Raw genomic sequence first — 25,899 nt, forward strand, 5'->3', positions numbered from 1 at the left:
CTTCCGTTTGCTAGCGGACGCTTGGGCCGATGAAGCGGCTGTCTGCGTCGGTCTTGATACTGGGGTCATCCGCGCTGTGGACGCGGAAGAGGATCTTGTTGGTGCTGGACGGCAGCTGGTCGGGCTCGATGGACAGTTCCACCGGTACCGAGAGCACTTCGCCGGCGTCGGCGCGGACTTCGCGCTTGCCTTCGTAAACCAGTCCATCGAGGCCTTCGGCATCAATGACGAAGGTCTGATCGACCTGTGCCTTGTTCATGATCTTCAGGGTGTAGACGTTCTCGATGCGCCCCTGCTCGTTCTCGCGGAACAACACGCGGTCCTTGATTACGTCCAGTTCAACCAGGGAGCGGATGGCTACGGCGTAGGCAAAAAGGCCGATCATGGCAACGAGGGCGATAGCGTAACCGATCAGACGTGGGCGCATCAGATGGGTTTTCTGGCCATTCAGGTTGTGCTCAGTCGTGTAGCTGATCAGCCCTTTCGGGTAGTTCATCTTTTCCATGATGCTGTCACAGGCGTCGATGCAGGCGGCACAGCCGATGCACTCGATCTGCAGTCCATCACGGATGTCGATACCAGTGGGGCAGACCTGAACGCACATGGTGCAGTCGATGCAGTCACCCAGGCCCTGGGCCTTGTAGTCGAGGCCCTTCTTGCGTGGGCCACGAGACTCGCCACGGCGCGGATCGTAGGAAACGATCAGGGTGTCCTTGTCGAACATCACGCTCTGGAAGCGTGCGTAGGGGCACATGTAGATGCACACCTGTTCGCGCAGCCAGCCAGCGTTGCCGTAGGTGGCGAAGGTGAAGAACGCGATCCAGAAGTAGGCCCAGCCGCTGGCAGAGCCGGTGAAGAAGTCGATAACCAGGTCGCGGATGGGGGTGAAGTAGCCGACGAAGGTCAAGCCGGTGGCGAAGCCGATCAGCAACCAGAGGCCGTGCTTGGCTGACTTGCGCAGAAGCTTCTGGCCGCTCATGGAGGCCTTGTCGAGCCTCATGCGCTGGTTACGGTCACCCTCGGTGACTTTCTCGCACCACATGAAGATCCACGTCCAGACACTCTGGGGGCAGGTGTAGCCGCACCAGACGCGTCCAGCGAAGACGGTAATGAAGAACAGGCCGAAGGCACAGATGATCAACAGCCAGGAGAGAAGGACGAAGTCCTGTGGCCAGAAAGTGGCGCCGAAGATGTAGAACTTGCGCTCGGGCAGGTTCCACCAGACAGCCTGGCGGTCGTTCCAGCTGAGCCAGACGGTACCGAAGTAGAGCAGGAAGAGGAAGGCTCCGCCGGTCATCCGAAGGTTGCGGAACAGGCCAGTGAAGGCTCGGGTGTAGATCTTTTCGCGGCTGGCGTACAGGTCGGTGGTTTCACCGCCCTTGGCCGGGGGAGGGGTGACGTTCTTGACGGGAATCTGTTCGCTCATCGTTCTCATACCACGGCGGTTGTCGGCGCCCTGACCAGTACATGGCCGGTCGGAGTCTTTCTGCCCGCTATATATGGTACGCCTGATAGCGGCCTGCCATGTGCGACAGTGCGTCGCGCATGGCAGGCGAGGGTATTACTTGGTTTCAGCTTCTGCAGCAGGTTTCTGCGACAGGCTGTACACGTAGGCAGCCAGCAGGTGCACCTTGTCGTTACCGAGGATTTGCTCCTGGGCCGGCATGGTGCCTTGGCGACCATAGCGGATGGTCTGTTGCAGCTGGGCGTAGCTGCTGCCGTAGATGAAGGCGCCCGGGTGGGTCAGGTTCGGAGCGCCCATCGCCGGGGTGCCTTTGCCTTCCGGACCGTGGCAGGCCACACAGTTGGCAGCGTAGATGGCTTTACCGGCTTCCGGATCAGCCTTCACGTCCTTCGGCAGATCGCGACCGTGCAGGGTCACGCGCAGGAAGGCAGCAACGTCGCGTACGCCCTGGTCGCCGACGACTTCACCCCAGGCCGGCATCACGCCGTGGCGGCCACCCATGATGGTGGTCTTGATGGTGGCGGCTTCGCCACCCCAGCGCCAGTCTTGGTCGGTGAGGTTCGGGAAACCGTAGGCGCCCTTGGCGTCGGAGCCATGGCACACGGAGCAGTAGGACGCGAACATGCGGCCGCCCATTTTCAGGGCTTTCGGGTCCTGGGCCACTTCCTCGATCGGCATGGCAGCGTACTTGGCGAAGATCGGACCGTATTCCTTATCGGCCTTGTCCATCTCCTTTTCCCACTGGTGAACGCCAGTCCAGCCGGTCTGGCCGTTGGCGAAAGGCTTGCCGTCGGTTACTTCGTTGTAACCGGGGAAGATGCCTTTCCAGTTGCCCATGCCCGGGTACATGACCAGGTAGCCGACGGCGAAGATCAGGGTGCCGACGAACAGCATGAACCACCACTTGGGCAGCGGGTTGTCATATTCCTCGATGCCGTCGAAAGCATGGCCGACGGTTTCTTCGGTGCTTTCCTGGCGCTGGCCACGACGGGTGGCGAAGATCAGCCAGGTCAGCGCTACCAGCGTGGCGCTGGTGAGCAGGGTTACATACCAACTCCAGAACGAAGTCATTCTTTGTTACTCCTAGAATCTTGCTCGTCGCGCTCGGAGGATTTGGGCGGCTCATCCGCGAAGGGCAGGTTGGCAGCTTCGTCGAAGCTGCTTTTGCGCTTGCTGCTGTAGGCCCAGAGCACGACGCCGATGAAGGCGACGAAGACAACGAAGGTACCTATGCCGCGGAGAGTCCCGATATCCATCTTGCGTTACCGTTTGTTCTTGATAGAGGTGCCCAGGCCTTGCAGGAACGCGACCAGCGCGTCCATCTCGGTCTTGCCTTTGACTGCCGCCTTGGCGCCGGCGATGTCTTCGTCGGTGTAGGGCACGCCCAGCTTGCGCAGAGCTTCCATCTTGTCAGCGGTGTGCTTGCCGTCGAGCTTGTTCTCAACCAGCCAGGGGTAGGCGGGCATCTTCGATTCCGGCACTACGTTGCGCGGGTTGTACAGGTGCGCACGTTGCCAGTCATCGGAGTAGCGGCCGCCAACGCGTGCCAGGTCCGGGCCGGTACGCTTGGAGCCCCACAGGAAGGGGTGATCCCAGACGCTTTCGCCAGCGACGGAGTAGTGGCCGTACCGCTCGGTTTCGGCACGGAACGGACGGACCATCTGCGAGTGGCAGCCAACGCAACCTTCGCGGATGTAGATGTCACGGCCTTCAAGTTCCAGCGCTGTGCGCGGCTTCATGCCTTCCACAGGAGTGTTGGTGACGTCCTGGAAGAACAGCGGCACGATCTGCACGAGGCCGCCAATGCTCACGGCAATGACCATGAACAGGGCCAGCAGGCCGATGTTCTTCTCAACTAATTCGTGTTGCTTCATTAGTGAGCTCCTTGCGGGATCTGCGCAGCGGCGTCGTATTCAGCCGGCTTCGCAGCACGTACGGTGCGATAGGTGTTGTAGGCCATCAGCAGCATGCCGGCTACGAAGAAGGCGCCGCCGATCATGCGCACCAGGTAACCCGGGTGGCTGGCTTCCAGCGCTTCGACGAAGGAGTAGGTGAGGGTGCCGTCTTCGTTGACCGCACGCCACATCAGACCCTGGGTGATGCCGTTGACCCACATGGAGGCGATGTACAGAACGGTACCGATGGTAGCCAGCCAGAAGTGGGCGTTGATCAGGCCAACACTGTGCATCTGCTCGCGGGCGAACACCTTCGGAATCAGGTGGTACAGCGAACCGATGGAGATCATCGCTACCCAGCCGAGGGCGCCGGCGTGTACGTGGCCGATGGTCCAGTCGGTGTAGTGGGAAAGGGCGTTGACGGTCTTGATGGCCATCATCGGGCCTTCGAAGGTGGACATGCCGTAGAAGGCCAGGGATACCACCAGGAAGCGCAGGATGGGGTCGGAGCGCAGCTTATGCCAGGCGCCGGACAGGCTCATCATGCCGTTGATCATGCCACCCCAGCTCGGGGCCAGCAGGATCAGGGACATGGCCATGCCCAGGGACTGGGCCCAGTCCGGCAGGGCGGTGTAGTGCAGGTGGTGCGGACCAGCCCAGATGTACAGGGTGATCAGCGCCCAGAAGTGCACGATGGACAGGCGGTAGGAGTAGATCGGACGCTCCGCCTGCTTCGGTACGAAGTAATACATCATCCCCAGGAAGCCGGTGGTGAGGAAGAAGCCCACGGCGTTATGGCCGTACCACCACTGGATCATGGCGTCGGTCGCGCCGGCGTACATGGAGTACGACTTGAAGGCGTAGACCGGCATTTCCATGCTGTTGACGATGTGCAGCATGGCGGTAACCAGGATGAAAGCGCCGAAGAACCAGTTGCCCACGTAGATGTGCTTGGTCTTGCGCTTGATGATGGTTCCGAAGAAGACGACGCAGTAGGTGATCCAGACGATACCCAGGAGGATGTCGATCGGCCACTCCAGTTCAGCGTATTCCTTGGAGGAGGTGTAACCCAGCGGCAGGGTGATGACTGCCAGCACAATCACGGCTTGCCAGCCCCAGAAGGTGAAGGCGGCCAGACTATCGGATACCAGACGGGTCTGGCAGGTGCGCTGCACCACATAGTAGGAAGTGGCGAAGAGTGCGCATCCGCCGAAGGCGAAGATCACCGCGTTGGTATGCAGGGGACGCAGGCGGCCGAACGAAGTCCAGGGAAGGTTCAGGTTGAGTTCCGGCCACACGAGTTGTGCGGCGATGAACACGCCTAGACCCATCCCTATGACCCCCCAGATCACCGTCATAATGGCGAACTGGCGGACCACCTTATAGTTATAAGCAGTCTGACTGATTGCTGTGCTCATGCTAGGGGTTCCACGGTTAATGGAGTTTTTTGGGGACAAAAAATCGGCGGCAAGTATGGAGAAAGAGGGTAGCCATTGCAACGACACAAGCCGACACAATCCGGGCTGAGAGGCCCACTGGACAAGGATTTGCGGCTGTGCTGGCGACTCTTTTCGACTTGCCGTCGACGCCAGGGGTGTTGCGTGGCTGGAGGGATCGCCTTGGAGTTGTGACAAGTAGCGACTGAAAAGCAGCTTAGTCGATGTCAAATGGGCGAGGGTGCTACTGGTCGGAGAGGTGCGACACTGGGTCGCACTATATAAAGGAAGGGGTGGACACTTCCCTGTGTCCCAGGTACCCGGCTCAGGGTGCCTTTTTGCGCGGCATGCAGTTCGGCCTTGCGGCCTGGCTGCCAGGTTGGAGCGGCGCTTCCTTGCACCACCCCAGCTTTCCTATTACTTGATCGCTAACTCCTGGTCCTTTCGGGACAGGCTGTAGATGTAAGCAGCGAGTACATGGACCTTGTCCTGGCCCAGGTACTCTTGCTGTGCGGGCATCTGGCCATTGCGGCCGTGGCGAATGGTCTGTTGCAGTTGGGCGAGGCTCGAGCCGTAGATCCAGCCGGCCGGGTGAGTCAGGTCAGGCGCCCCCATGGCTTCAGTGCCCTTGCCTTCGGCGCCATGACAGGCAACGCAGGTACTCGCGAAGAGTGCCTTGCCGGCTTCCGGGTCAGCCTTGGTGCCTTCCGGCAGATTCAAGCCTGCCAGGTCCTGTCGCACATAGGCAGCGACGTTCTTCACGCCTTCGTCACCCAGCACTTCGCCCCAGGCCGGCATGGCAGCGATGCGACCATGGAGAATGGTCGTTTTGATGGTTTCCGCTTCGCCTCCCCAGCGCCAGTTGTTGTCGGCGAGGTTTGGGAAACCCATGGCGCCTTTGGCATCCGAGCCATGGCAGATCGAGCAGTAGGTGGCGAACAGGCGTCCGCCCATCTTCATCGCCTGCGGGTCCTGGGCTACTTCTTCGATGGACATGGCCGAGTAGCGGGCGAAGATCGGTCCGTACTGTTGTTCGGCCTTGTTCACTTCGCGCTGCCATTGGCCCTCCTGGGTCCAGCCTTCGGCGTAACCGGGGAACAGGCCTTTCCAGTTCCCCAGGCCCGGGTACATGACCAGGTAGCCGACGGCGAAGATCAGGGTGCCGACGAACAGCAGGAACCACCACTTGGGTAGAGGGTTGTCATATTCCTCGATGCCGTCGAAGGCGTGTCCCATGGTCTTATCGGTGGTGCCCTTGGACTCGCCCCTGCGGGTGGCGAAGATCAGCCAGAGCAGTGCCAGCAAGGTGAATATGGTGAGCAGGGAGATGTACCAGCTCCAGAAAGTGGTCATGCGCGATTGCTCCTAGAATCGTTCCGGTCATCGTCGGCGAAGGGCAGATTGGCAGCCTCGTCGAAGCTGGACTTGCGTTTCCCGCTGTAGGCCCAGCAGATCACTCCGAGGGTGGCGATCAGCACCAGCAGGGTGCCAAGGCCACGCAGGGTTCCGATGTCCATGGACTTACCTCTTGTTTTTCAGGCTGGTCCCCAGTACCTGCAGGTAGGCGACCAGGGCGTCCATTTCGGTCTTGCCCTTGACCGCAGCCTGGGCGCCCGCGACGTCTTCGTCGCTGTAGGGCACGCCGAGGGTCTGCATGGCGCGGACCTTGGCGGCCGTGTCTTTGCCGTCCAGGGTGTTCTCCACGAGCCAAGGGTAGGCGGGCATCTTCGATTCCGGCACTACGTTGCGCGGGTTGTACAGGTGGGCACGGTGCCAGTCGTCCGAGTAGCGGGCACCAACACGGGCCAGGTCCGGGCCGGTACGCTTGGAGCCCCACAGGAAGGGGTGATCCCAGACACTTTCGCCTGCAACGGAGTAGTGGCCGTACCGCTCGGTTTCGGCACGGAACGGACGGATCATCTGCGAGTGGCAGCCAACGCAGCCTTCGCGGATGTAGATGTCACGGCCTTCCAGTTGCAGGGCGGTGTAGGGCTTCATGCCTTCCACTGGTGTGTTGGTCACGTCCTGGAAGAACAGCGGCACGATCTGCACCAGGCCGCCGATGCTGACCGCCAGGATCATGAACAGCGCCAGGAGACCGACGTTCTTTTCGAGTTTCTCGTGCTGTTTCATCAATGGGCTCCTTGCGGGATCTGCGCAGCAGCGTCGTATTCGGCGGGCTCGGAGGCCTTCACGGTGCGCCAGGTGTTCCAGGCCATGAGGAACATGCCGCTAAAGAAGATGGCGCCGCCGATCACTCGTACCACGAAGCCGGGGTGGCTGGCTTCCAGCGCTTCGACGAAGGAGTAGGTGAGGGTGCCGTCTTCGTTGACCGCGCGCCACATCAAGCCCTGGGTGATGCCGTTGACCCACATGGAGGCGATGTACAGAACGGTACCGATGGTGGCCAACCAGAAATGGGCGTTGATCAGGCCGGTGCTGTACATCTGCTCGCGACCGAACACCTTCGGAATCAGGTGGTACAGCGAGCCGATGGACACCATTGCGACCCAGCCGAGGGCGCCGGCGTGTACGTGGCCGATGGTCCAGTCTGTGTAGTGGGACAGCGCGTTGACGGTCTTGATGGCCATCATCGGGCCTTCGAAGGTGGACATGCCGTAGAAGGCCAGGGATACCACCAGGAAGCGCAGGATGGGGTCGGAACGCAGCTTATGCCAGGCCCCGGAGAGGGTCATCATGCCGTTGATCATGCCGCCCCAGCTCGGGGCCAGCAGCACCAGGGACATCACCATGCCAAGGGACTGGGCCCAGTCCGGCAGGGTGGTGTAGTGCAGGTGGTGCGGACCAGCCCAGATGTAAACCGCGATCAGTGCCCAGAAGTGCACGATGGACAGGCGGTAGGAGTACACCGGGCGCTCGGCTTGCTTGGGCACGAAGTAATACATCATCCCCAGGAAGCCAGCGGTGAGGAAGAAGCCCACGGCGTTGTGGCCGTACCACCACTGGATCATGGCGTCGGTGGCTCCCGAATAAAGCGAGTAGGACTTGGTCAGGGTGACCGGGATTTCGAGGTTGTTCACCAGGTGGAGGATGGCGACGGTGAGGATGAAGCCACCGAAGAACCAGTTGCCCACGTAGATGTGTTTGGTCTTGCGCTTCACCACGGTCCCGAAGAAGACGATGGCGTAGCTGACCCAGACAATGGTGATCAGAATGTCGATCGGCCATTCCAGCTCGGCGTATTCTTTCGAGCTGGTCCAGCCCATCGGCAGGCTGATCGCGGCCAGCACGATCACCAGTTGCCAGCCCCAGAAGGTGAAGGCGGCAAGCTTGTCGGAAATCAGGCGGGTCTGGCTGGTACGCTGAACGGCGTAGTAGCTGGTGGCGAATAGCGCGCATCCGCCAAATGCGAAGATCACTGCGTTGGTGTGCAGTGGGCGCAATCGGCCGAAGCTCGTCCAGGGAAGGTTGAAGTTTAGTTCCGGCCAGGCCAATTGTGCGGCAATGAGAACGCCGAGCCCCATCCCGACTATTCCCCAAACCACCGTCATGATGGCGAATTGGCGGACCACCTTGTAGTTATAGGCGGTACTGCTTGCTGTGCTCATTTTATGGGCTTCCGTCCACGGTTTTTGGATTGCGCGGCAAGCATGGTGAAAGCCCATTTGGAGGCTATTGATCTGGATCAATCGCCCATATTCGACGGAGAAGTCTGAATGCTTTTGTGGAACAGGCCTGAAGGCCCGGCTTCGCACACCTTGATCCTGGCCCATGGCGCCGGGGCCCCCATGGATAGCCCGTTCATGGATGACATGGCGCAAAGGCTTGCCGCGCGCGGTGTTGCAGTGGCCCGCTTCGAGTTTCCCTACATGGCCGCACGACGCGAAGATGGCCGTCGCCGACCACCGAATCCCCAGCCCCAGCTACTGAACTGCTGGCGGGAGGTTCACGCCCTCGTGCGACAGCAAGTCACAGGGCCCCTGGCCATAGGCGGCAAGTCCATGGGAGGGCGGATGGCCAGCCTGCTGGCCGATGAGCTGGGCGCTCCCGCGCTGGTCTGCCTGGGATATCCATTCCATGCCGTAGGCAAGGCGGACAAACCCCGTGTGGCCCATCTGGCTGACCTGAAAACTTCGACGCTGATCCTCCAGGGTGAGCGTGACCCCATGGGCGATCGTCTGACAGTGGCGGGGTACGGCCTGTCGGATGCCATTGGCATGCACTGGCTGGCAGCAGCGGACCACGACTTGAAGCCCCTCAAGGCGTCGGGCCTGACCCATGAGCAGCACCTGGACACGGCTGCAGATGCGGTCGCGGCCTTCCTGTCCGGGGTGTGCAAGCCCTGAAATGAAGAGGGGCGCCATCTGGCGCCCTTCCTGGTTGCTTCAACGATTGAACCTGTCCACCAGGGAGTACTGACCCTGTGCCGTGTGGGTGAGTTCCTCGCTGAGCAACGCCGTGCGTTGAGCCTCTCCAGAGGTTTGGTCGGCCAGTTGGGCAATGCTGCTGATGCTCTGGTTGATCTGCTCGGCCACTGCGCTCTGTTCTTCCGTTGCTGCAGCGATCTGGTCAGCCATGTCCGCGATGTTGGCCACCGCCTCGCTGATGCCCACCAGCGCCTGGTCGGCCTGGAGCACGCGCTCAACGCCTTCGTCTGCCTGGCGACGACCGTTTTCCATGGTATGCACGGCCTCCTCGGCGGTCTTTTGCAGTTGGGCGATCAATTGATGGATCTGCCCCGTGGATTCCGCAGTGCGCTGGGCCAGTTGGCGTACCTCGTCGGCGACGACTGCAAAGCCGCGGCCCATTTCACCTGCCCGCGCGGCCTCGATTGCGGCGTTCAGTGCCAGCAGGTTGGTTTGGTCGGCGATGCCTTTGATCACATCCACGACACCACCGATCTCGTTGCTGTCCTGGGCCAGGCGCGTGACGGTTTCGCCGGTCTCGCCCACAGATTGTGAGAGGCGCTGGATGGCCTCGCGGGTTTCAGCGGCGATGTTGCGGCCCTGGCTGGTCAGGCGGCTGGCCTCCTGGGTGGCATCGGCGGTGCGCTGCACATTGTTGGCCACTTCCTGGGTGGTGGCGGCCATCTGGTTCACCGCGGTGGCCACCTGTTCGGTTTCCACGCGTTGGCGCTCCAGCCCTTCGGAGCTGTTGTGGGCCAGGGTGTCGGCCTCTCGAGCCTGCTGGGTCAGGTGTTCCGCGGTGTCCTGTAGACGCGTCAGGCAGGTCTTAAGGCGTGCTTCCTGGCTGAGCATGGCCATTTCCAGGCGCGCCTGGACGCCTCGGCTGTCGGTATACATCTGAGCGATCAGCGGGTCCGAGGTGGTTTGCTCGGCCAGGTGCAACAGGCGCTTGATTCCGCGGTTCTGCCAGGCGAGTCCAGTCAGGCCCAGCGGTACAGAAAGCAGTGCGGCGAGGAGGAAGCCCCAGTGGGAGTTCAGCCAGGCGCCGATCAGGAAACCGACCTGGCTGATTAGGATGAAGGGCAGCCAGTCCTGGAGTACTGGCAACCACTTGTCACGGCTGGGGATGGCCGCCTTGCCGGTGTTCAGGCGCTGGTAGAGGGCTTCGGCGCGACGCACTTGTTCAGCTGTGGGTCTGATCCGTACGGACTCGTAGCCAGTGACTTGGTTGCCTTCGAATATGGGTGTGACGTAAGCATTAACCCAGTAGTGGTCGCCATTCTTGCAGCGATTCTTCACGACTCCCATCCATGGGCGACCCTTCTTCAGGGTGGTCCACATATGGGCGAACACGGCGGGCGGTACGTCAGGGTGACGCACCAGGTTGTGTGGGGAGCGAAGCAGTTCGTCGCGGCTGTATCCGCTGATCTCGACGAACGCCTCGTTGACATAGGTGATGACGCCCTTGCTGTCCGTAGTGGAAATCAGGCGCTGTTCGACTGGGAAACTGCGTTCCCGCTGGGTGATGGGCTGATTGTTTCTCATGGTTTCCTTCCGCAAGGCTTACAGCTTCTATCGGCATCTGCGCCCTAAGGTTGAGCCTTTTATTTTGGGCGCCAGTCTACCCGGATTGCGGATCCGACTGCCCGATTGCCTTGCGGGAGCGGTTCGATTACCCCGCTCGCCCAGGCACTGGGGCAGGGGCCAAGGCCCCGGAGAGCAAGGTGCTCAGCTTCCGGGGCTTTGTGCAGACGCGTTGGGCGTGTCAGCCGGCGAGCATCTGTCGCAGCACGTAGTGAAGGATGCCGCCGGCCTTGAAGTACTCCACTTCATTCAGGGTATCGATGCGGCAGAGCAGTTCGGTTCGGTCCTTCGAACCGTCCTCGCGGGTGACTTCCAGGATGAGGTCCATGTGCGGGCGCAGGCTGGCGCTATCCAGGCCACTGATGGCCAGGGTTTCCTTGCCGGTAAGGTTGAGCGTCTTGCGATCCTGGCCGTTCTTGAATTGCAGCGGCAGCACGCCCATGCCCACGAGGTTGGAGCGGTGGATGCGCTCGAAACTCTCGGCGATGACTGCCTTGATCCCCAGTAGGTTGGTGCCCTTGGCGGCCCAGTCGCGGGAGGAGCCGGTGCCGTATTCCTTGCCGGCGACTATCACCAGCGGCGTGCCTTCGGACTGGTAGCGCATGGCGGCGTCGTAGATGGCCAACTTCTCGCCACTGGGCACGTGCAGGGTGTTGCCGCCTTCCTCGCCGCCGAGCATCTCGTTGCGGATGCGGATATTGGCGAAGGTCCCGCGCATCATCACTTCATGATTTCCGCGCCGTGAACCGTAGGAGTTGAAGTCCGCCGGAGCCACACCATGCTCGCGCAGGTAACGCCCGGCCGGACTGTCGGCCTTGATATTGCCGGCGGGCGAGATGTGGTCGGTGGTCACCGAGTCGCCCAGCAGGGCGAGGATGCGTGCCTGGCGAACGTCCTCCACCTTCGGCGGTGCGCCGGTAATATCAGCGAAGAAGGGTGGGTGCTGTATGTAGGTTGAGTCGGCCTGCCAGGCATAGGTGTCGGACTCCGGTACCGCTATCGATTGCCACTTCTCGTCGCCGGTGAAGACTGCGGCGTACTCCTTGCGGAACATCGCGGTATCCACCTTCTGGATAGCTGCGGCGATTTCCTGCTGGCTCGGCCAGATGTCCTTGAGGTAGACCGGTTGACCATCCCCGCCCACGCCAAGGGGCTGGCTGGCGAGGTCCAGGCGCACGCTGCCGGCCAGAGCGTAGGCAACCACGAGGGGCGGAGAGGCGAGCCAGTTGGCTTTTACCAAGGGGTGCACCCGGCCCTCGAAGTTGCGGTTGCCGGACAGCACCGAGGCGACGGTGAGGTCCGCTTGCTGGATGGCTTGCTCGATGGGCTCCAGCAGGGGGCCGGAGTTGCCGATGCAGGTGGTGCAGCCGTAACCCACCAGGTTGAAGCCGAGCTGGTCCAGGTAGGGCGTGAGGCCGGCAGCACGAAAATACTCGGTCACCACCTTGGAGCCGGGTGCAAGTGAGGATTTGACCCAGGGCTTTCGGCTCAGGCCCTTTTCCACCGCCTTTTTCGCAACCAGACCGGCGGCCATCATCACGCTGGGGTTGGAGGTGTTGGTGCAGGAGGTGATGGCGGCGATGACCACGGCGCCGTCTTCCAGGTCGAATCGCTCGCCGTCATCCAGCGTCACGCTGACGCTTCCAGCGACTGTGGTGCCGGCCGGCTTGAGCTGTAGGTCCAGCAATTCGCTGAACGCCGCGGGCACATTGGGTAGAGGCACGCGGTCCTGCGGGCGTCGGGGACCGGCCAGGCTGGCCTCGACGCTGCCGAGATCCAGCGACAGCGAATCGGTGAATACCGGTTGATGGCCCGGTTCCCGCCACAGACCCTGGACCTTGCTGTAGGCCTCCACCAATTGCACGGTTTCCTCCGGCCGGCCGGACAGGCGGAGGTAACCCAGGGTGATGTCGTCCACCGGGAAGAAGCCGCAGGTGGCGCCGTACTCCGGGGCCATGTTGGCGATGGTGGCGCGATCGGCCAGGGGGAGGTCGGCCAGGCCGTCACCATGGAATTCGACGAATTTTCCCACGACGCCTTTCTTGCGGAGCATCTGCGTGACGGTGAGCACCAGGTCGGTTGCGGTAATGCCTTCACGCAGCTTGCCGGTGAGTTTGAATCCGATCACCTCGGGAATCAGCATCGACACCGGCTGGCCGAGCATGGCTGCCTCCGCTTCGATGCCACCAACCCCCCAGCCGAGCACGCCCAGGCCGTTGATCATGGTGGTGTGGGAGTCGGTGCCGACCAGAGTGTCCGGGAAGGCATAGGTGAGCCCGTCTTCTTCACGGGTCCAGACCGTGCGGGCAAGGTATTCGAGGTTGACCTGATGGCAAATGCCAGTGCCCGGAGGCACCACGCTGAAGTTGTCGAAGGCTCGCTGACCCCAGCGGAGGAAGGCATAGCGTTCGCCGTTGCGCTGCATCTCGATCTTGACGTTCTGCTCGAAGGCCATCTGGGAGGCGAAGCGGTCCACCATCACCGAGTGGTCGATCACCAGATCCACCGGCGAAAGCGGGTTGATCCGTTGTGGGTCGCCACCTGCTGTGGCCACGGCGGCGCGCATGGCGGCGAGGTCGACAACTGCGGGAACCCCGGTGAAGTCCTGCATCAGCACGCGCGCGGGGCGGTACTGGATTTCGCGATCCGAGCTGCGCGGACCCAGCCAGTCCGCCATTGCCTTGAGATCGGCGGCACTGACCGTTTCGTCGTCCTCCCAGCGCAAAAGGTTTTCCAGCAGCACCTTCATCGACATGGGCAGTCTGTCGATCGCGCCTAGGCGCTTGGCTGCCTCGGGCAGGCTGAAGTAGTGGTAGGTCTTGCCGGCGATTTCCAGGCTGCGGCGGCAGTTCAGGCTATCCAGGGAAGGCATCGGGATTACTCCTTGAGGCCCACACGGCATGGGCCGGCTGCTCGTACGGAAGCTAAAACCCTAGCTCTGCTTGGCGGGTCTTGCCATTTCAGCCGACCGTCAGGTGGAAATAGGGTTCCTCTGTGGCTGTATCCGGCTGTAGGAAATTACTTCCTGGGCTGTGTGAAAACGGACGGTGCGCAACTATAGTGCGCGCCCAGGAGGAAACCCGATGAACACCTTGCTGTTGCACTGCCGCCCCGGTTTCGAGGGCGAGGTCTGCGCCGAAATGACCGATCACGCCGCCCGCCTCGATGTGGCCGGTTACTCCCGGGCCAAGCCGCAGAGCGCCTGCGCCGAATTCGTCTGCAGCGAGCCCGGTGGCGCCGAACGGCTGATGCGCAAAGTGCGCTTCAGTCAGTTGATCTTCCCGCGTCAGTGGGCGCGTGGTGAGTACGTCGACCTACCGGAAACCGACCGCATCGGCGTGCTGCTGGAGGCGCTGGCCGCTTACCCGGTGTGCGGCAGTCTCTGGCTGGAGGTGCTGGACACCAACGACGGCAAGGAGCTGTCGACTTTCTGCCGCAAGTTCGAGAAACCCTTGCGTGCCGCACTGACCAAGGCCGGCAAACTCAAGGACGATCCGCAGCTGCCACGACTGCTGCTGACTTTCCGCAGCGGCCGTCAGGCCTTCGTCGGCCTGGCCGAGTCGAACAACTCGGCGCTCTGGCCGATGGGTATCCCGCGCCTGAAATTTCCCAGAGAGGCCCCGAGCCGCTCCACCCTCAAGCTGGAGGAAGCCTGGCACCAGTTCATCCCGCGTAACCAGTGGGATGCACGCCTGGCGCCGGGAATGACGGCCGTCGACCTGGGCGCCGCGCCGGGTGGCTGGACCTGGCAACTGGTGCAGCGGGAAATCAAGGTCACCGCCGTCGACAACGGTCCTATGGCGGAAAGCCTTATGTACTCCGGCTTCGTCGAGCATCAACGCGCCGATGGTTTCACCTTCAAGCCGCGCCGGCCGGTTAACTGGATGGTGTGTGACATCGTTGAAAAACCCGCCCGCACCGCCGCGATGATCGAGACCTGGCTCGGCGAGGGCTGGTGCCAGGAGGCCGTGGTCAACCTCAAGCTGCCGATGAAGCAGCGCTATGCCGAAGTGCAGAAGTTGCTGGCGCGTATCGAGGCGGGCATGAAGGGCAGGGGCCTGAAGGTGTCCATCGACTGCAAGCAGCTCTATCACGACCGCGAGGAAGTGACGTGCCATCTGCGCAGGCTGTAGGGCCAGTTCCAGATTCGGGCGTCCTCTTGTAGGGGGGAGTGAATTCACCCCTACAGTTCCATCCGCTCCACCCAGTAACTCTGCTTGTGCCCTCGCGCCTGATACTCCGCCATCAGCTGTTCGGCTTCATCGCGGCGCAGCCCGGCACGCAAAACGAATACGTTGCCGTTTTCATCCAGCCGCTTGACGCACCAGTTGCGTTCAGGGGATTCAGGCATGGCGAGCTCCCGCAAAGCTCCATGCTGCACCGCCTTTCACTGGCTGGCGAGCGGTGCATCCAGGGGTAATAGCGGCGGCAGGCTGACGAGGCCTTTTAACGTCGTCACGCGCAGACTCCAGGAACTGTTGAACAGGTACTGGCCGCTGAAACCACTGACCTGCAGGCCCAGTTCATCGCCGGGCTGGAGCAGGGCGCTGGAGGCAGCGAGGTCCACCTGGCGAGCATTGATCGGAGTGCTCTGTTCGCTGAGTGCTTCTACCTTTCCGCCGACACGTCTTACCGCCAGCGAAGCGAACAGCAGTGGCGCATCGGCGTTGCGATCCAACTCCAGGTGCACGCTGCCCACCAATCCGCTGGCTGCGTCGACTTTGCGCAGGGGAATGAAGCTGGATGGTCTGAGCCAGCCGCTGGTCAGCGGTCGGATTCGAGTTTCCGGCAGGGGCTGCGGCGCTCCAGCCTGGGGAAGTTGATTCAGCGCCAGTCCATGGTCAAGGTCGAGACTGAGACAGAGATTCGGCACGCTGTCAGCGGCCCCTGGCCGCCCACGCAGCTTGTCCTCGTACCAGGCGACCACCGCCTGATAGAGGTTGATGGCGCGATCGCCACAATGCAGGACCGGCTCGTTGTTGAACGGCGGCAGGCCGCTCCAGCGCTGAAGCGGGGGGGGCAGGATGTGCCCACCCTGCATCCCCAGCAGGCGCACATCGGCCTCACCTTTGTGCAGGCATTCGCGGATGGCCAGGCCCTGGTCGAGCGGGAAAAGCGTGTCCCGCATTCCCTGAATCAGCAGCGCGTCGGCATGGGGGCGCTGGCCGCGCTGGCAATAGCTCGCGAGGCTGTGTGCCTTGAGCTCGGCCTGTACCTGGGGCGTCATCTCACCGCTTGCGCTTCTCAAGTAAGGGGCCTGGGTGAACTTGCCCAGGTCGTAGCCAGTGGCAAGGCCGAGGCCTAGCAATACGCCGGTCCAACCCACTTTCATGTGTCCGCCTGGTGCCAGGGCCTCGGACAAGTCGTACCAGGTGGCGATGGGGACGATGGCGTTGATGCGCGGATCTTCCGCCGAGGCCAGCAATTGCACGGCGCCGCCATAGCTTTCGCCCAGCATGCCGACACGTGGGTCACCAGGGCCGTCCATGCTCAGGCGCGGCAGATGGCTGACGGCCCAGTCGATGACGGCAAGTGCATCCTGTACCTCGTAGCGCGGGTCCATCATCTGGATGTTGCCGTCACTGCCGCCCCAGCCGCGCTGGTCGTAGCTGATCACCCAGAAACCCGCGCGCCAGGCCTTGAGCGCGGCACGTCCGGACATCATCTGCTGACCATAAAAACCCTCCGGCCCGGTCACCCTCCATCCACCCCAGCCATGGGTGTGCACCACCAACGGGGCCTGTTCACCCGGTTTGAGGGCGGGTTGAAATACGGTGGCGGAAAGCCGCGTGCCGTCGCGGGCGGTGATGACGGTCTCGAAGTGCGTGGCGGGCAGCTCGCGGTCGGCAAGGGCGCTGAAGTCGGGGAGCTGTTCGCGGGCGGCGCAGCCGCCGAGTAGGAGGAGGGCGAGTAGCAGGTTGGCGAGGCGCATCGGAGGACCGCTGGCAGGAATTATCGCCTCAGCTTGCCCGAGTGGCCGGTGTGGAGGAGCCTATCCAAGGTTGTGCAACGCTGTGGCCGGACGTCGCAGCAAGGGCCTCAAGGCTGGGCGGGAAACCGGCTTTGCGCCACAATAGCCGCCAGTTTTCGGAGTGCCCCATGTCCCAACAGCCTGATGCCATTCTTGATGCCACCGGCCTGAACTGCCCAGAGCCAGTGATGATGCTGCACAACAAAGTGCGCGATCTGCCGGCTGGCGGCCTGCTCAAGGTCATCGCCACCGACCCGTCCACGCGCCGTGACATCCCGAAGTTCTGCGTCTTCCTCGGTCATGAGCTGCTGGACCAGTCGGAAGAAGCCGGTACCTACTTCTACTGGATTCGCAAGAAGTCCGACTGATGTCTTTCTACTTCGCCTACGGTTCGAACATGAATCCGGCGCGCATGCGCAGTCGTGGCCTCGCATTCAGCGAAGCTCTCGCCGGGCGCCTGGAGGGCTATGCCCTGTGCTTCAACAAGCGCGCCCATGACCGTCCCGGTCGTTCCTACGCCAACATTCGCTACCAGCGGGGCGGGGTGGTAGAGGGTGTGCTCTACCGTCTGGAGCACGAGGATGAGATCTGGAAGATGGACCCCTTCGAGGGCACGCCGATCTTCTATAGTCGCGAACGCATGCCAGTGGTCACCGCCGGCGGCGTGCAGCCTGCCTGGGTCTATGTGGCCAATCCGTCGATGCGCGAGGACGGTCTGTGGCCGACCCGCAGCTACCTGGAGCACCTGCTTGCCGGCCGCGAATTCCTGACCCCTGCATACTGGGAAGACCTGGCCGCCGTTCCGGCTCATCCAGACGAGTGAAAGTTCCGCTGCAAGGAAAAGGGCCGCTTGAAGCGGCCCTTTATCATCTGCTGCGAATCCTCGCGCGCGCACTGCGCGCCAGTCGCAGGCTGAGCAGCAGAGCCGCGCAGGTCAGACCTACGACCAGGCCCTGCCAGAGCCCTTTGGGGCCGCTGGGCTGGCCCAGCCAGTTGGATAGCCCGAGCGCATAGCCCACGGGTAGGCCGATTCCCCAGTAGGCGAACAGCGTGATGATCATGGTCGCGCGGGTGTCCTGATAGCCGCGCAGGGCGCCGGCCGCGGCAACCTGGATGGCATCGGAGAACTGGAACAGCGCCGAGTAGACGATCAGCATTGCGGCCACGGCGATCACCTGCGGGTCGGGGGAGTACATCTTCGCGATCAGCTCACGGCACAGCAGCATCAAGCTGGCCGAGATACAGGCGTAGGCCAGCGCAGTACCGATGCCAATACCTGCCGCGAAGCGTGCCGCCCGCGGATCGCCACGGCCCAGGGCCTGGCCGACGCGCACGGTGACGGCCATCGCCAGCGCATAAGGGATCATGAAGATCAGCGCACTGAAATTCAGAGCGATCTGGTGACCGGCGACCACGGTGGCGCCCAGTCCTCCGATCAGAAGGGCGATCACGGCGAAGATGCTCGACTCGGCGAAGACGGCGATGCCGATGGGAACGCCCACCGATAGCAGGCGTTTGATCAGCGACAGTTGCGGCTTGTCGAAGCGCTCGAACAGCTTGCTCGGTTTGTACGTCGGGGCGCGGGTCACCCAAGTCAGCATGCCCAGCAGCATGAACCACATCACCATGCCGCTGGCCCAGCCGCAGCCGACCCCGCCCAGTGCGGGCATGCCGAAATGGCCATAGATCAGGATGTAGTTCAGCGGAATGTTCAGCAGCAGTCCGCAGATGCCCAGCACCATGCTTGGACGAGTGCGGCCAAGGCCATCGCTGAAGCAGCGCAGTACGTAGTAGAGCGCCACGGCGGGGAAGCCGAAGGCGATACCGTGCAGGTAGCCCATGGCAGGATCGATCAGTTCCTGGTCCACGCCCATCAGCTCGAGCACCGGGCGCGCATTGACCAGCAACAGGGCGCCGCTGAGACCCACTGCCAAGGCCAGCCAGAGGCCCTGGCGCACCAGTGGGCCGATCTCTTCCTGCTTGCCGGCGCCAAAACGCTCGGCAACCTTGGCGGTGGTGGCAAGGAGGATGCCGGTCATCAGGAGGAAGACCGGGATCCAGATGGAGTTGCCGAGTGCCACGGCGGCGAGGTCGCGAGGGCTGACGCGACCGGCCATGACGGCATCGACGAAGCCCATGGCGGTGTTAGAGAGCTGGGCGATCATGATTGGCGCCGCCAGCTTGAGCAGCGCGCGCAGTTCCGTGCTGGCGCGGCTGAAACGGGTTTCTGCGTTGTTCACTGAGAGTTCCATATCGATAAGGCGTCCTCCGGGCGTGCCGGTGGTGTCCATGCTGAGAGTGGCTGAAAGGGATCTGGACATTGCCTGGTCGCGACGGGCTCGCGACGGTTCACTATCCCAGCCTTTGCAGGAGAGGCTGCCGGCGGAACGGGACGTGGAGGCTGAGGGGGCCTTAGTCTACGCCCTGACGCAACGGTCAGAAAAGAGGGACAGCGGATTGCCGCTTGGGCGTAGGACTGGGTGATTGCGTAGAATAGCGGTCTCTCTGCAGGAGCCTGCCATGCGAATTGTTGCCGACGAAAACATCCCCCTGGTCGACGCCTTCTTCGGCGCCCTGGGTGAAATCCGCCGCCTGCCGGGTCGCGCCATCGATGCGGCCGCCCTTGCCGATACCGATCTTCTGCTGGTGCGCTCGGTGACCCGCGTCGATCGCGCGCTCCTGGCCGGCAGTCCGGTGCGATTCGTCGGCACCTGCACCATCGGTACCGACCATCTCGACCTTGAGTATTTCGCTGAAGCGGGCATCGCCTGGTCCAGCGCGCCCGGCTGCAATGCCCGCGGCGTGGTCGACTATGTGCTGGGCAGTTTGCTGCTACTGGCCGAGGACGAAGGCGTTCGACTCGCCTCGCGTACCTTTGGCGTCGTGGGGGCCGGCCAGGTGGGTGGGCGCCTGGTGGAGGTATTGCGCGGCCTCGGTTGGCGGGTGCTGGTTTGCGATCCGCCTCGCCAGACGGCTGAGAGCGGCGACTTCGTCGATCTGGAGACCATCCTCCGCGAGTGCGATGCGATCAGCCTGCACACACCGCTGGACAATGGTGGTGATCACCCGACCCATCATTTACTGGACGCTGAGCGGCTGGAGCGTCTGCGGCCAGGCGCGTGGCTGGTCAATGCCAGCCGGGGTGCGGTGGTCGACAACCGCGCATTGCGTGGCCTGCTGGGGCGTCGCCAGGATCTGCGGGCGGTCCTGGACGTCTGGGAAGGCGAGCCTCTGGCTGATATGGAACTGGCACACCTGTGTCGTATCGCCACGCCCCACATTGCCGGCTACAGCCTCGACGGCAAGCTGCGTGGTACCGCGCAGATCTATCAGGCGTGGTGCCGCTTCAGCGGCCAGGCGGAAAGTGTGCGACTGGACGAGCTGCTGCCGACGCCCTGGCTGGGGGAGCTGACCCTGGACGCCAGCAGCGACCTCGACTGGGCCCTGGCGACCCTGTGCCGGGCGGTGTACGACCCGCGCCGCGACGACGCGGACTTCCGACGTAGCCTCGTAGGTGACGAGCACCAGCGCCGAGCCGCCTTCGATGCGCTGCGCAAGCACTATCCGGTGCGACGGGAAATCGACGGGTTACGGGTACGTTTGACGGGAGAAGCGCCGCGGTTGGCGGAAATCGTCCGGGCGCTGGGGGCCGAGCTGGTTTAGATGACGGGCCCGGGATTGCCCCGGGCCCAGGCGCTTCAGGCCTGTCTCCGCTCGGATGCCAGCTGCTTGTGAAGCTCCTGGCAGGCACGCTGGATCATGATTTCGGTAATCGGAATCTCACGGCCTTCGGCGTCGATTATCGCGCCGCCGACGGGACGACGCGGTTGCAGCGGGATCACGCGGCTATCGGAAGTGCTGTCGTGCAAGCTCATGGCCTGTCTCCTCATTCAGGTGTTGCGCGCAGTCTAGGTAGAGCATATGAACGCGCGGTGACAGTCGGCGCGAAGGGTGCGCCGGAAAAACGAAAGACCAGAAAACACTAGCAGCGAATATGCCAACTGCGAGCGTCCTGGTCCTGGTGGATGGACCCCTGCGTGGGGCGAGAGTTCAGTACGAGGTAAGCATGTCCCTGTTCCACATGGGTCTGATCATCAACCCGCTGGCCGGCCTGGGTGGCCCAGCGGCGCTCAAGGGTAGCGACGGGGTCGCCGTCGAAGCCCTGGCCAGAGGCGCCGAGCCCCGGGCCGCGGCGCGTACGCGTCTCGCGCTGGAGTGCCTGTTGCCGCTTGTCGGGCGCATTCAGTTCATTACGTTCCCCGGCCCGATGGGCGCCGACCTGCTGGCCGAGATGGGCTTTTCCCACCGCGTCCTTGGGCATCTAGATGGCCCGATGACTTGCGCCGATGACACGCGCCACGCCGTCGAGGCCCTGCAGGCGGCCGGCGTGGCCGTGATTCTTTTCGCGGGCGGTGACGGTACCGCGCGTGATGTCAGCGCGACGGTTCGTGACGATCAACCTGTGCTGGGCATTCCCGCTGGGGTGAAGATCCACTCCGGCGTCTATGCCATCAGCCCGCGTGCCGCCGGGGAATTGGCGCGGCGATTGGTGGAAGGTGGCCTCGTTCGTCTGGCCAGTGGCGAGGTGCGTGACCTGGACGAGACAGCGCTGCGCGACGGCAAGGTGGCGGCGCGCTGGTACGGCGAATTGATGGTGCCGGTGGAAGGGCACTACATGCAGCACGTCAAGCAAGGCGGCATGGAGTCGGAAGAGCTGGTGCTGGTGGAGCTCGCCGACTGGCTGAATGACAGCTGGGAAGAGGGCGTGCGCTACGTGTTCGGGCCGGGCTCGACGCTCCATGGCCTGGCCGACAACCTGGGCCTGGAGACGACTCTGCTGGGCGTCGATGTGATCGAGAGCGGCGTGGTAATCGCCCGTGACGTGACCGAAGCGCAACTGTTCGAATTGGTGGACGGGCATCCCACGCGGCTGCTGGTCACCGCCATCGGCGGCCAGGGCCATATCATCGGCCGCGGCAACCAGCAGATCAGCCCGAGGGTTCTGCGTGCCATTGGCCTTGAGCACCTCCGGGTAGTAGCCACCAAGCGCAAGCTCGGCACCTTGGAAGGCCGCCCATTGCTTGTGGACAGCGGCGATCCAGCACTGGACGACGCTTTCCCAGATGTGGTTCGTGTCTGGGCCGGTTACAAGGAAGAACTGCTCTACCCACTCGGTTGGGGCGACGAGGGCTGACGCCGCTCACCGGTTTCCCGGGGGATCGGATACTATCGACGACACTTTCCCGTAGATGCAGGAGCATCGCGATGGATGCCGAGCAGTACCCGCCCTACGTTCGATCCGGTGAGCGCGTCGTGCTTTTCGACGGGGTCTGCAAGCTCTGCAATGGCTGGGCGAAGTTCCTGATTCGCTATGACCGCGCGCGCGTGTTCAAGCTCGCCTCGGTGCAATCTGCGGAAGGGCAGGCGATTCTCCGCTGGTTCGGCCTGCCTACTGACAGCTATGCAACCATGCTCTATGTCGAAGGCCGCGAGCTGTTCGTCCGCTCCGAGGCCATCGCACGGATCATCCGCCAGTTGCCGGCGCCCTGGCCGCTGCTGGGGGTATTCCGCATCCTGCCCCTGGGCTTGCGGGACTGGTGTTATGACCGTATTGCCCTGAATCGCTACCGTCTTTTCGGCCGACACGACGTCTGCCTGCTACCGTCGCCCGACCACGAGGGGCGCTTCCTGAATGCCGATCGTTGATCTGCGGCGCTTTGCAATGCTGGCCCGTTGTGGGCTGGCGTTCCTGTTTCTCTACCACGGCCTGGTGCCGAAGCTGCTCTGGCTTAGCACTGACGAGAGATTGATGATCGCCGCTCATGGCCTGACCCACGTCGAGCGTGTGGCGACCCTGGCTGGGCTGGCCGAAATCATCCTTGCGCTGCTCCTGCTGGGTGTGCGCCAGTCGCGTTGGCCCCTCGTACTCGCGGCGTTCCTGCTGGCAGGGCTGTTGCTGGACGTAGCGTTGTTCACTCCAGGCCTGCTGATCCAGGCCTTCAACCCGCTTTCTACCAATCTGGTCGCGTTGTGCCTCTGCCTGGTGGGTTGGTGGGCGGAAGCGCCCGCACGCAGCGAACATTCCCTTGAACAACCCGACTGAGCCCCCGATGACATCCCTCCTTTCCGCTAGGCAGCGTAATGCGTTGCGCATGGCTGGGCGCTTCGTTGCGCCCTATCGCTGGCGGGTGATCGGCGCCTTGCTGGCGCTGCTGTTCACCGCCGGGATCACCCTGTCCATGGGGCAAGGCATTCGCCTCCTGGTCGACCAGGGACTGGCCACGCAGTCCGAGGCGTCGTTGCGACATTCGATCATGCTGTTCTTCGGCCTTGTGCTGGCTCTGGCACTGGGTACCTTCACTCGCTTCTACCTGGTTTCCTGGATCGGTGAGCGTTTCGTCGCAGACATCCGCAAGCGCGTGTTCGACCATCTGATCCAGCTGCACCCCGGTTTCTACGAGAGCAATCGCGCGTCGGAAATCCAGTCACGGCTGACGGCGGACACCACCTTGTTGCAATCGGTGATCGGCTCCTCCCTGTCCATGGCATTACGCAACGGGATCATGCTGGTCGGGGGCATCGGCCTGTTGTTCGTCACCAACCCCAAGCTCACCGGCATCGTGCTGCTGGCGCTGCCGCTGGTGCTGGCGCCGATCCTCATCTTCGGTCGGCGCGTGCGGAAATTGTCGCGTCAGAGCCAGGACCGAATCGCCGACGTCGGCAGCTACGTGGGCGAGACCCTTGGACAGATCAAGACGGTGCAGGCGTACAACCACCAGGCTCAGGACCGCCAGCGATTCGCCGGCACCGTGGAAGGCGCCTTCGATACCGCGCGCCGCCGGATTACCCAGCGCGCCTGGCTGATCACCCTGGTGATCCTGCTGGTGCTGGGGGCCGTGGGTGTGATGCTCTGGGTGGGAGGCACGGATGTTATCGCCGGGCGCATCTCTCCCGGTGACTTGGCGGCTTTCGTGTTCTACAGCCTGATTGTGGGAGCCGCTTTCGGTGCCATCAGCGAGGTGATCGGTGAGCTGCAGAGTGCCGCGGGTGCAGCAGAACGTATCGCCGAACTGCTGCAGGCGCGCAATGCCATTCATGCACCGCTTGAGGGGCCGATGACGCTGCCAGAGCGGGTCAGTGGGCAAATCGAGCTGGAGGAGGTGCGCTTTGCCTATCCGGGGCGACCTGATGTGAACGCCCTGGACGGCGTCAGCCTGGCGGTTCGCCCTGGAGAAACCCTGGCTTTGGTGGGACCGTCCGGTGCAGGCAAGTCGACCGTGTTCGAGCTGCTGTTGCGCTTCTTCGATCCCCAGGCCGGCAGCATCCGTGTGGAGGGCGTCGAGTTGCGTGAGCTTGACCCTGCCGATTTGCGTCGCTGCTTCGCCCTAGTGTCCCAGAGTCCGGCCCTGTTCTACGGCAGTGTCGAAGACAACATCCGCTATGGTCGCCCCGAGGCCAGCGATGCCGAGGTCGAGGCCGCTGCCCGTGCCGCCCACGCGCACGAATTCATCGCCCGCCTGCCGCAGGGTTACCAGACCCATCTGGGGGAGGGCGGTATCGGTCTCTCAGGTGGACAGCGCCAGCGCCTGGCAATTGCCCGTGCGCTACTGGTGGATGCCCCCATCCTGCTGTTGGACGAGGCCACCAGCGCCCTGGATGCGGAGAGCGAACACCTGATCCAGCAAGCGTTGCCGGCGCTGATGAGCGGGCGGACCACCCTGGTGATCGCACACCGCCTGGCTACGGTACAGAATGCCGATCGCATCGCGGTGATGGAGCGGGGCAAGGTGGTGGCAATTGGTCGTCACGCGCAACTTGTGGCCGGTAGCCCGCTCTATGCACGGCTGGCTGAGCTGCAGTTTGGTATCCAGACGGAGAATGAGGTCGAGTAGCGGTACCGCGAGTCCAAAAAAAAAAGGTTCTTCGCGGAGTCTGGGGGAAGAGCGCGTTGACAGTCAGGGAAGTGGGTAAATTGGCAGTCGCCAAACGAACCAACCCCCATTCCCTGCTGCCGCCGTGCATCCTATTGATCTTGCCCAGTTCTGGCCAGGCTACGAAGTCGTCGCCTGTCGCCCCTCTGCCGACAACACCCTGCTGATCGAACTCAAGCCTCAAGCCGACGCCATCCCCGAATGTGGGGGCTGTGGCCAAGCTTGTCCGCTGATCCATGAGCGCCGACTGCGTCGGGTGCGCGATCGGGATTTGTTGGATCAGCGCGTTCTGCTCCAGGTGCCAGTGCGCCGCGTCGATTGTCTGCGATGTGGGCGGGTGACCGAGCGGATCGCCTGGCTGGCGCCGGCGTCACGCCTGACGCGGCGCTTGCAGGCCTGGCTCGAGGCTTTGCTGCAACTGCTGCCGATCAGCCACGTCAGCCGCCTCACCGGCCTGCATTGGCACACGCTCAAGCAGCTCGACAAACGTCGCCTGGATGCCGCCGTCGGCACCTTCGAGCCGGGTGATGTGCGTCACCTGGTGATGGACGAGTTCGCCCTGCACAAAGGCCATCGCTACGCCACGGTGATCATGGATGCCGAGCGCACGCGGGTGCTGTGGGTCGGTCATGGCAACAGCCGCGAGGCGATCCGCCCATTCTTTGAGTTACTGGGCGAGCACTGCCAACGGATCGAAGCGGTGGCGATGGACATGAACACCGCCTTCGACCTGGAGGTGCAGCGGCATTGCCCGCAGGCCGAAGTGGTGTACGACCTGTTTCATGTGGTGGCGCGCTACGGCCGCGAGGTGATCGACCGGATCCGCGTCGACCAGGCCAACCGCCTGCGCGAGGACAAGCCGGCGCGCAAGGTGGTCAAGCAGAGCCGCTGGCTGTTGCTGCGCAATCGCGAAAACCTGAAGGACGGGCAGGCCGTGCAGTTGCAGGAGTTGCTCGACGCCAACCAGCCGCTGGCCACGGTCTACCTGCTCAAGGATGCGTTAAAGGAAGTCTGGTACGCCCCCACTGTGCGGGAGGGCTGGCGGCGCTGGCGAAGTTGGCTACGGCATGCTCGGGACAGCGGTCTGGCGCCGCTCCAACGCTTTGCCCGGAATCTGCGCAAATACGCCCGGGGCATCCTGGCCAGCGCCCGCTTCCCCCTGCACACCAGCGTCCTCGAAGGCGTGAACAACCGCATCAAGGTGATCAAGCGGATGGCCTATGGCTTCCGGGACTCCAACTACTTCTTCC

At 63.0% G+C, this 25,899-nt stretch carries 25 protein-coding genes; 10 read left to right on the top strand and 15 right to left on the bottom strand.

Annotated elements, in window-relative coordinates:
* Positions 1–10 precede the first annotated feature (10 nt).
* The 9 genes from ccoG to ccoN (E8E75_RS03165) all read right to left on the bottom strand — a co-directional run bounded on the left by ccoG (position 11) and on the right by ccoN (E8E75_RS03165) (position 8,365).
* Positions 11–1,426 carry a cytochrome c oxidase accessory protein CcoG gene (gene ccoG / locus E8E75_RS03125; RefSeq protein WP_120650077.1) on the bottom strand — a complete coding sequence of 472 codons (1,416 nt, stop codon included), beginning with the start codon at positions 1,424–1,426 and terminating at the stop codon, positions 11–13.
* Positions 1,427–1,561: 135 nt separating this feature from the next.
* On the bottom strand, positions 1,562–2,536 hold the full coding sequence (gene ccoP, locus E8E75_RS03130; protein ID WP_153922551.1) for a cytochrome-c oxidase, cbb3-type subunit III: 975 nt from the start codon (positions 2,534–2,536) through the stop codon (positions 1,562–1,564).
* Positions 2,533–2,721 (bottom strand): cbb3-type cytochrome c oxidase subunit 3, encoded by a 189-nt coding sequence (locus E8E75_RS03135; RefSeq protein ID WP_120650079.1) that lies wholly within the window; start codon positions 2,719–2,721, stop codon positions 2,533–2,535. Before E8E75_RS03135 ends, ccoP (E8E75_RS03130) begins: the two co-directional genes overlap by 4 nt.
* A 6-nt stretch (positions 2,722–2,727) precedes the next feature.
* Positions 2,728–3,339: a cytochrome-c oxidase, cbb3-type subunit II gene (ccoO, locus tag E8E75_RS03140; RefSeq protein ID WP_120650080.1), complete on the bottom strand. Its 612-nt coding sequence runs from the start codon at positions 3,337–3,339 to the stop codon at positions 2,728–2,730.
* Entirely contained in the window at positions 3,339–4,778 is a 1,440-nt protein-coding gene (ccoN, locus tag E8E75_RS03145; protein WP_120650081.1) for a cytochrome-c oxidase, cbb3-type subunit I, read from the bottom strand. The genes ccoO (E8E75_RS03140) and ccoN (E8E75_RS03145) overlap by 1 nt, the downstream gene beginning before the upstream one ends.
* Before the next feature lie 435 nt (positions 4,779–5,213).
* A complete protein-coding gene (gene ccoP, locus E8E75_RS03150; protein WP_120650082.1) occupies positions 5,214–6,149 on the bottom strand; it encodes a cytochrome-c oxidase, cbb3-type subunit III in 936 nt (311 codons plus the stop codon).
* On the bottom strand, positions 6,146–6,313 hold the full coding sequence (locus E8E75_RS03155; RefSeq protein ID WP_153922549.1) for a cbb3-type cytochrome c oxidase subunit 3: 168 nt from the start codon (positions 6,311–6,313) through the stop codon (positions 6,146–6,148). Before E8E75_RS03155 ends, ccoP (E8E75_RS03150) begins: the two co-directional genes overlap by 4 nt.
* A gap of 4 nt (positions 6,314–6,317) precedes the next feature.
* Positions 6,318–6,929 (bottom strand): cytochrome-c oxidase, cbb3-type subunit II, encoded by a 612-nt coding sequence (gene ccoO / locus E8E75_RS03160; protein ID WP_280358000.1) that lies wholly within the window; start codon positions 6,927–6,929, stop codon positions 6,318–6,320.
* Entirely contained in the window at positions 6,929–8,365 is a 1,437-nt protein-coding gene (ccoN, locus tag E8E75_RS03165) for a cytochrome-c oxidase, cbb3-type subunit I (RefSeq protein ID WP_280358002.1), read from the bottom strand. The genes ccoO (E8E75_RS03160) and ccoN (E8E75_RS03165) overlap by 1 nt, the downstream gene beginning before the upstream one ends.
* 108 nt (positions 8,366–8,473) lie before the next feature.
* Here ccoN (E8E75_RS03165) and E8E75_RS03170 point away from each other — a divergent pair, with 108 nt between their 5' ends.
* Positions 8,474–9,103 (top strand): alpha/beta family hydrolase, encoded by a 630-nt coding sequence (locus E8E75_RS03170; RefSeq protein ID WP_120650086.1) that lies wholly within the window; start codon positions 8,474–8,476, stop codon positions 9,101–9,103.
* A 39-nt stretch (positions 9,104–9,142) separates the two neighbouring features.
* Here E8E75_RS03170 and E8E75_RS03175 read toward each other — a convergent pair whose 3' ends face one another.
* Together E8E75_RS03175 and acnA are read right to left on the bottom strand one after the other, a co-directional pair.
* Positions 9,143–10,708, bottom strand: a complete 1,566-nt coding sequence (locus E8E75_RS03175) for a PAS domain-containing methyl-accepting chemotaxis protein (protein ID WP_280358004.1) — start codon at positions 10,706–10,708, stop codon at positions 9,143–9,145.
* A 220-nt stretch (positions 10,709–10,928) separates the two neighbouring features.
* Positions 10,929–13,619: an aconitate hydratase AcnA gene (gene acnA, locus E8E75_RS03180; RefSeq protein WP_153922547.1), complete on the bottom strand. Its 2,691-nt coding sequence runs from the start codon at positions 13,617–13,619 to the stop codon at positions 10,929–10,931.
* A 211-nt stretch (positions 13,620–13,830) separates the two neighbouring features.
* Between acnA and rlmM the strand changes: the two genes are divergently transcribed.
* Entirely contained in the window at positions 13,831–14,880 is a 1,050-nt protein-coding gene (gene rlmM / locus E8E75_RS03185; protein WP_120650089.1) for a 23S rRNA (cytidine(2498)-2'-O)-methyltransferase RlmM, read from the top strand.
* Between the two features lie 50 nt (positions 14,881–14,930).
* Here rlmM and E8E75_RS03190 read toward each other — a convergent pair whose 3' ends face one another.
* Both E8E75_RS03190 and E8E75_RS03195 read right to left on the bottom strand, forming a co-directional pair.
* Positions 14,931–15,098, bottom strand: a complete 168-nt coding sequence (locus E8E75_RS03190; RefSeq protein ID WP_162945792.1) for a hypothetical protein — start codon at positions 15,096–15,098, stop codon at positions 14,931–14,933.
* Positions 15,099–15,134: 36 nt separating this feature from the next.
* Complete coding sequence (locus tag E8E75_RS03195) at positions 15,135–16,679, bottom strand: alpha/beta fold hydrolase (protein ID WP_153922545.1); 1,545 nt, start codon at positions 16,677–16,679, stop codon at positions 15,135–15,137.
* Positions 16,680–16,846: 167 nt separating this feature from the next.
* Here E8E75_RS03195 and tusA point away from each other — a divergent pair, with 167 nt between their 5' ends.
* On the top strand, positions 16,847–17,086 hold the full coding sequence (gene tusA, locus E8E75_RS03200) for a sulfurtransferase TusA (protein WP_077526325.1): 240 nt from the start codon (positions 16,847–16,849) through the stop codon (positions 17,084–17,086).
* Positions 17,086–17,541: a gamma-glutamylcyclotransferase family protein gene (locus E8E75_RS03205; RefSeq protein WP_153922543.1), complete on the top strand. Its 456-nt coding sequence runs from the start codon at positions 17,086–17,088 to the stop codon at positions 17,539–17,541. Before tusA ends, E8E75_RS03205 begins: the two co-directional genes overlap by 1 nt.
* Positions 17,542–17,584: 43 nt before the next feature.
* On the opposite strand, the gene E8E75_RS03210 is transcribed toward E8E75_RS03205, so the two are convergent.
* Complete coding sequence (locus tag E8E75_RS03210) at positions 17,585–18,970, bottom strand: MATE family efflux transporter (RefSeq protein WP_120650092.1); 1,386 nt, start codon at positions 18,968–18,970, stop codon at positions 17,585–17,587.
* A gap of 268 nt (positions 18,971–19,238) precedes the next feature.
* Here E8E75_RS03210 and pdxB point away from each other — a divergent pair, with 268 nt between their 5' ends.
* Positions 19,239–20,381 (top strand): 4-phosphoerythronate dehydrogenase PdxB, encoded by a 1,143-nt coding sequence (gene pdxB, locus E8E75_RS03215; protein WP_120650093.1) that lies wholly within the window; start codon positions 19,239–19,241, stop codon positions 20,379–20,381.
* Positions 20,382–20,416: 35 nt separating this feature from the next.
* Here the strand turns inward: pdxB and E8E75_RS03220 are convergent, their stop codons facing one another.
* Entirely contained in the window at positions 20,417–20,593 is a 177-nt protein-coding gene (locus E8E75_RS03220) for a PA1571 family protein (protein WP_162945793.1), read from the bottom strand.
* 191 nt (positions 20,594–20,784) lie between these two features.
* On the opposite strand from E8E75_RS03220, the gene E8E75_RS03225 reads away from it, so the two are divergent.
* From E8E75_RS03225 to E8E75_RS03245, 5 genes are all read left to right on the top strand, one after another.
* The gene (locus tag E8E75_RS03225) at positions 20,785–21,912 is read left to right on the top strand and encodes an ATP-NAD kinase family protein (protein ID WP_153922542.1); all 1,128 of its coding nucleotides are present in this window, start codon (positions 20,785–20,787) and stop codon (positions 21,910–21,912) included.
* A gap of 71 nt (positions 21,913–21,983) precedes the next feature.
* Positions 21,984–22,424 (top strand): thiol-disulfide oxidoreductase DCC family protein, encoded by a 441-nt coding sequence (locus E8E75_RS03230; RefSeq protein WP_120650095.1) that lies wholly within the window; start codon positions 21,984–21,986, stop codon positions 22,422–22,424.
* Positions 22,411–22,821: a DoxX-like family protein gene (locus E8E75_RS03235; protein WP_120650096.1), complete on the top strand. Its 411-nt coding sequence runs from the start codon at positions 22,411–22,413 to the stop codon at positions 22,819–22,821. Before E8E75_RS03230 ends, E8E75_RS03235 begins: the two co-directional genes overlap by 14 nt.
* Before the next feature lie 7 nt (positions 22,822–22,828).
* Positions 22,829–24,610: an ABC transporter transmembrane domain-containing protein gene (locus E8E75_RS03240; protein WP_153922540.1), complete on the top strand. Its 1,782-nt coding sequence runs from the start codon at positions 22,829–22,831 to the stop codon at positions 24,608–24,610.
* Between the two features lie 124 nt (positions 24,611–24,734).
* Positions 24,735–25,899, top strand: a 1,165-nt coding sequence (locus E8E75_RS03245; protein ID WP_280358009.1) for an ISL3 family transposase, incomplete at its 3' end; no start/stop codon positions are given.

It is taken from the genome of Pseudomonas sp. BN606 (assembly GCF_029873115.1).
GTDB lineage: Bacteria > Pseudomonadota > Gammaproteobacteria > Pseudomonadales > Pseudomonadaceae > Metapseudomonas.

What these genes read in the sequence shown, in the direction of transcription:
- ccoG (WP_120650077.1), bottom strand. Translation starts at nt 1,426, where the DNA reads ATGAGCGAACAGATTCCCGTCAAGAACGTCACCCCTCCCCCGGCCAAG.
- ccoP (WP_153922551.1), bottom strand. Translation starts at nt 2,536, where the DNA reads ATGACTTCGTTCTGGAGTTGGTATGTAACCCTGCTCACCAGCGCCACG.
- E8E75_RS03135 (WP_120650079.1), bottom strand. Translation starts at nt 2,721, where the DNA reads ATGGATATCGGGACTCTCCGCGGCATAGGTACCTTCGTTGTCTTCGTC.
- ccoO (WP_120650080.1), bottom strand. Translation starts at nt 3,339, where the DNA reads ATGAAGCAACACGAATTAGTTGAGAAGAACATCGGCCTGCTGGCCCTG.
- ccoN (WP_120650081.1), bottom strand. Translation starts at nt 4,778, where the DNA reads ATGAGCACAGCAATCAGTCAGACTGCTTATAACTATAAGGTGGTCCGC.
- ccoP (WP_120650082.1), bottom strand. Translation starts at nt 6,149, where the DNA reads ATGACCACTTTCTGGAGCTGGTACATCTCCCTGCTCACCATATTCACC.
- E8E75_RS03155 (WP_153922549.1), bottom strand. Translation starts at nt 6,313, where the DNA reads ATGGACATCGGAACCCTGCGTGGCCTTGGCACCCTGCTGGTGCTGATC.
- ccoO (WP_280358000.1), bottom strand. Translation starts at nt 6,929, where the DNA reads ATGAAACAGCACGAGAAACTCGAAAAGAACGTCGGTCTCCTGGCGCTG.
- ccoN (WP_280358002.1), bottom strand. Translation starts at nt 8,365, where the DNA reads ATGAGCACAGCAAGCAGTACCGCCTATAACTACAAGGTGGTCCGCCAA.
- E8E75_RS03170 (WP_120650086.1), top strand. Translation starts at nt 8,474, where the DNA reads ATGCTTTTGTGGAACAGGCCTGAAGGCCCGGCTTCGCACACCTTGATC.
- E8E75_RS03175 (WP_280358004.1), bottom strand. Translation starts at nt 10,708, where the DNA reads ATGAGAAACAATCAGCCCATCACCCAGCGGGAACGCAGTTTCCCAGTC.
- acnA (WP_153922547.1), bottom strand. Translation starts at nt 13,619, where the DNA reads ATGCCTTCCCTGGATAGCCTGAACTGCCGCCGCAGCCTGGAAATCGCC.
- rlmM (WP_120650089.1), top strand. Translation starts at nt 13,831, where the DNA reads ATGAACACCTTGCTGTTGCACTGCCGCCCCGGTTTCGAGGGCGAGGTC.
- E8E75_RS03190 (WP_162945792.1), bottom strand. Translation starts at nt 15,098, where the DNA reads ATGCCTGAATCCCCTGAACGCAACTGGTGCGTCAAGCGGCTGGATGAA.
- E8E75_RS03195 (WP_153922545.1), bottom strand. Translation starts at nt 16,679, where the DNA reads ATGCGCCTCGCCAACCTGCTACTCGCCCTCCTCCTACTCGGCGGCTGC.
- tusA (WP_077526325.1), top strand. Translation starts at nt 16,847, where the DNA reads ATGTCCCAACAGCCTGATGCCATTCTTGATGCCACCGGCCTGAACTGC.
- E8E75_RS03205 (WP_153922543.1), top strand. Translation starts at nt 17,086, where the DNA reads ATGTCTTTCTACTTCGCCTACGGTTCGAACATGAATCCGGCGCGCATG.
- E8E75_RS03210 (WP_120650092.1), bottom strand. Translation starts at nt 18,970, where the DNA reads ATGGAACTCTCAGTGAACAACGCAGAAACCCGTTTCAGCCGCGCCAGC.
- pdxB (WP_120650093.1), top strand. Translation starts at nt 19,239, where the DNA reads ATGCGAATTGTTGCCGACGAAAACATCCCCCTGGTCGACGCCTTCTTC.
- E8E75_RS03220 (WP_162945793.1), bottom strand. Translation starts at nt 20,593, where the DNA reads ATGAGCTTGCACGACAGCACTTCCGATAGCCGCGTGATCCCGCTGCAA.
- E8E75_RS03225 (WP_153922542.1), top strand. Translation starts at nt 20,785, where the DNA reads ATGTCCCTGTTCCACATGGGTCTGATCATCAACCCGCTGGCCGGCCTG.
- E8E75_RS03230 (WP_120650095.1), top strand. Translation starts at nt 21,984, where the DNA reads ATGGATGCCGAGCAGTACCCGCCCTACGTTCGATCCGGTGAGCGCGTC.
- E8E75_RS03235 (WP_120650096.1), top strand. Translation starts at nt 22,411, where the DNA reads ATGCCGATCGTTGATCTGCGGCGCTTTGCAATGCTGGCCCGTTGTGGG.
- E8E75_RS03240 (WP_153922540.1), top strand. Translation starts at nt 22,829, where the DNA reads ATGACATCCCTCCTTTCCGCTAGGCAGCGTAATGCGTTGCGCATGGCT.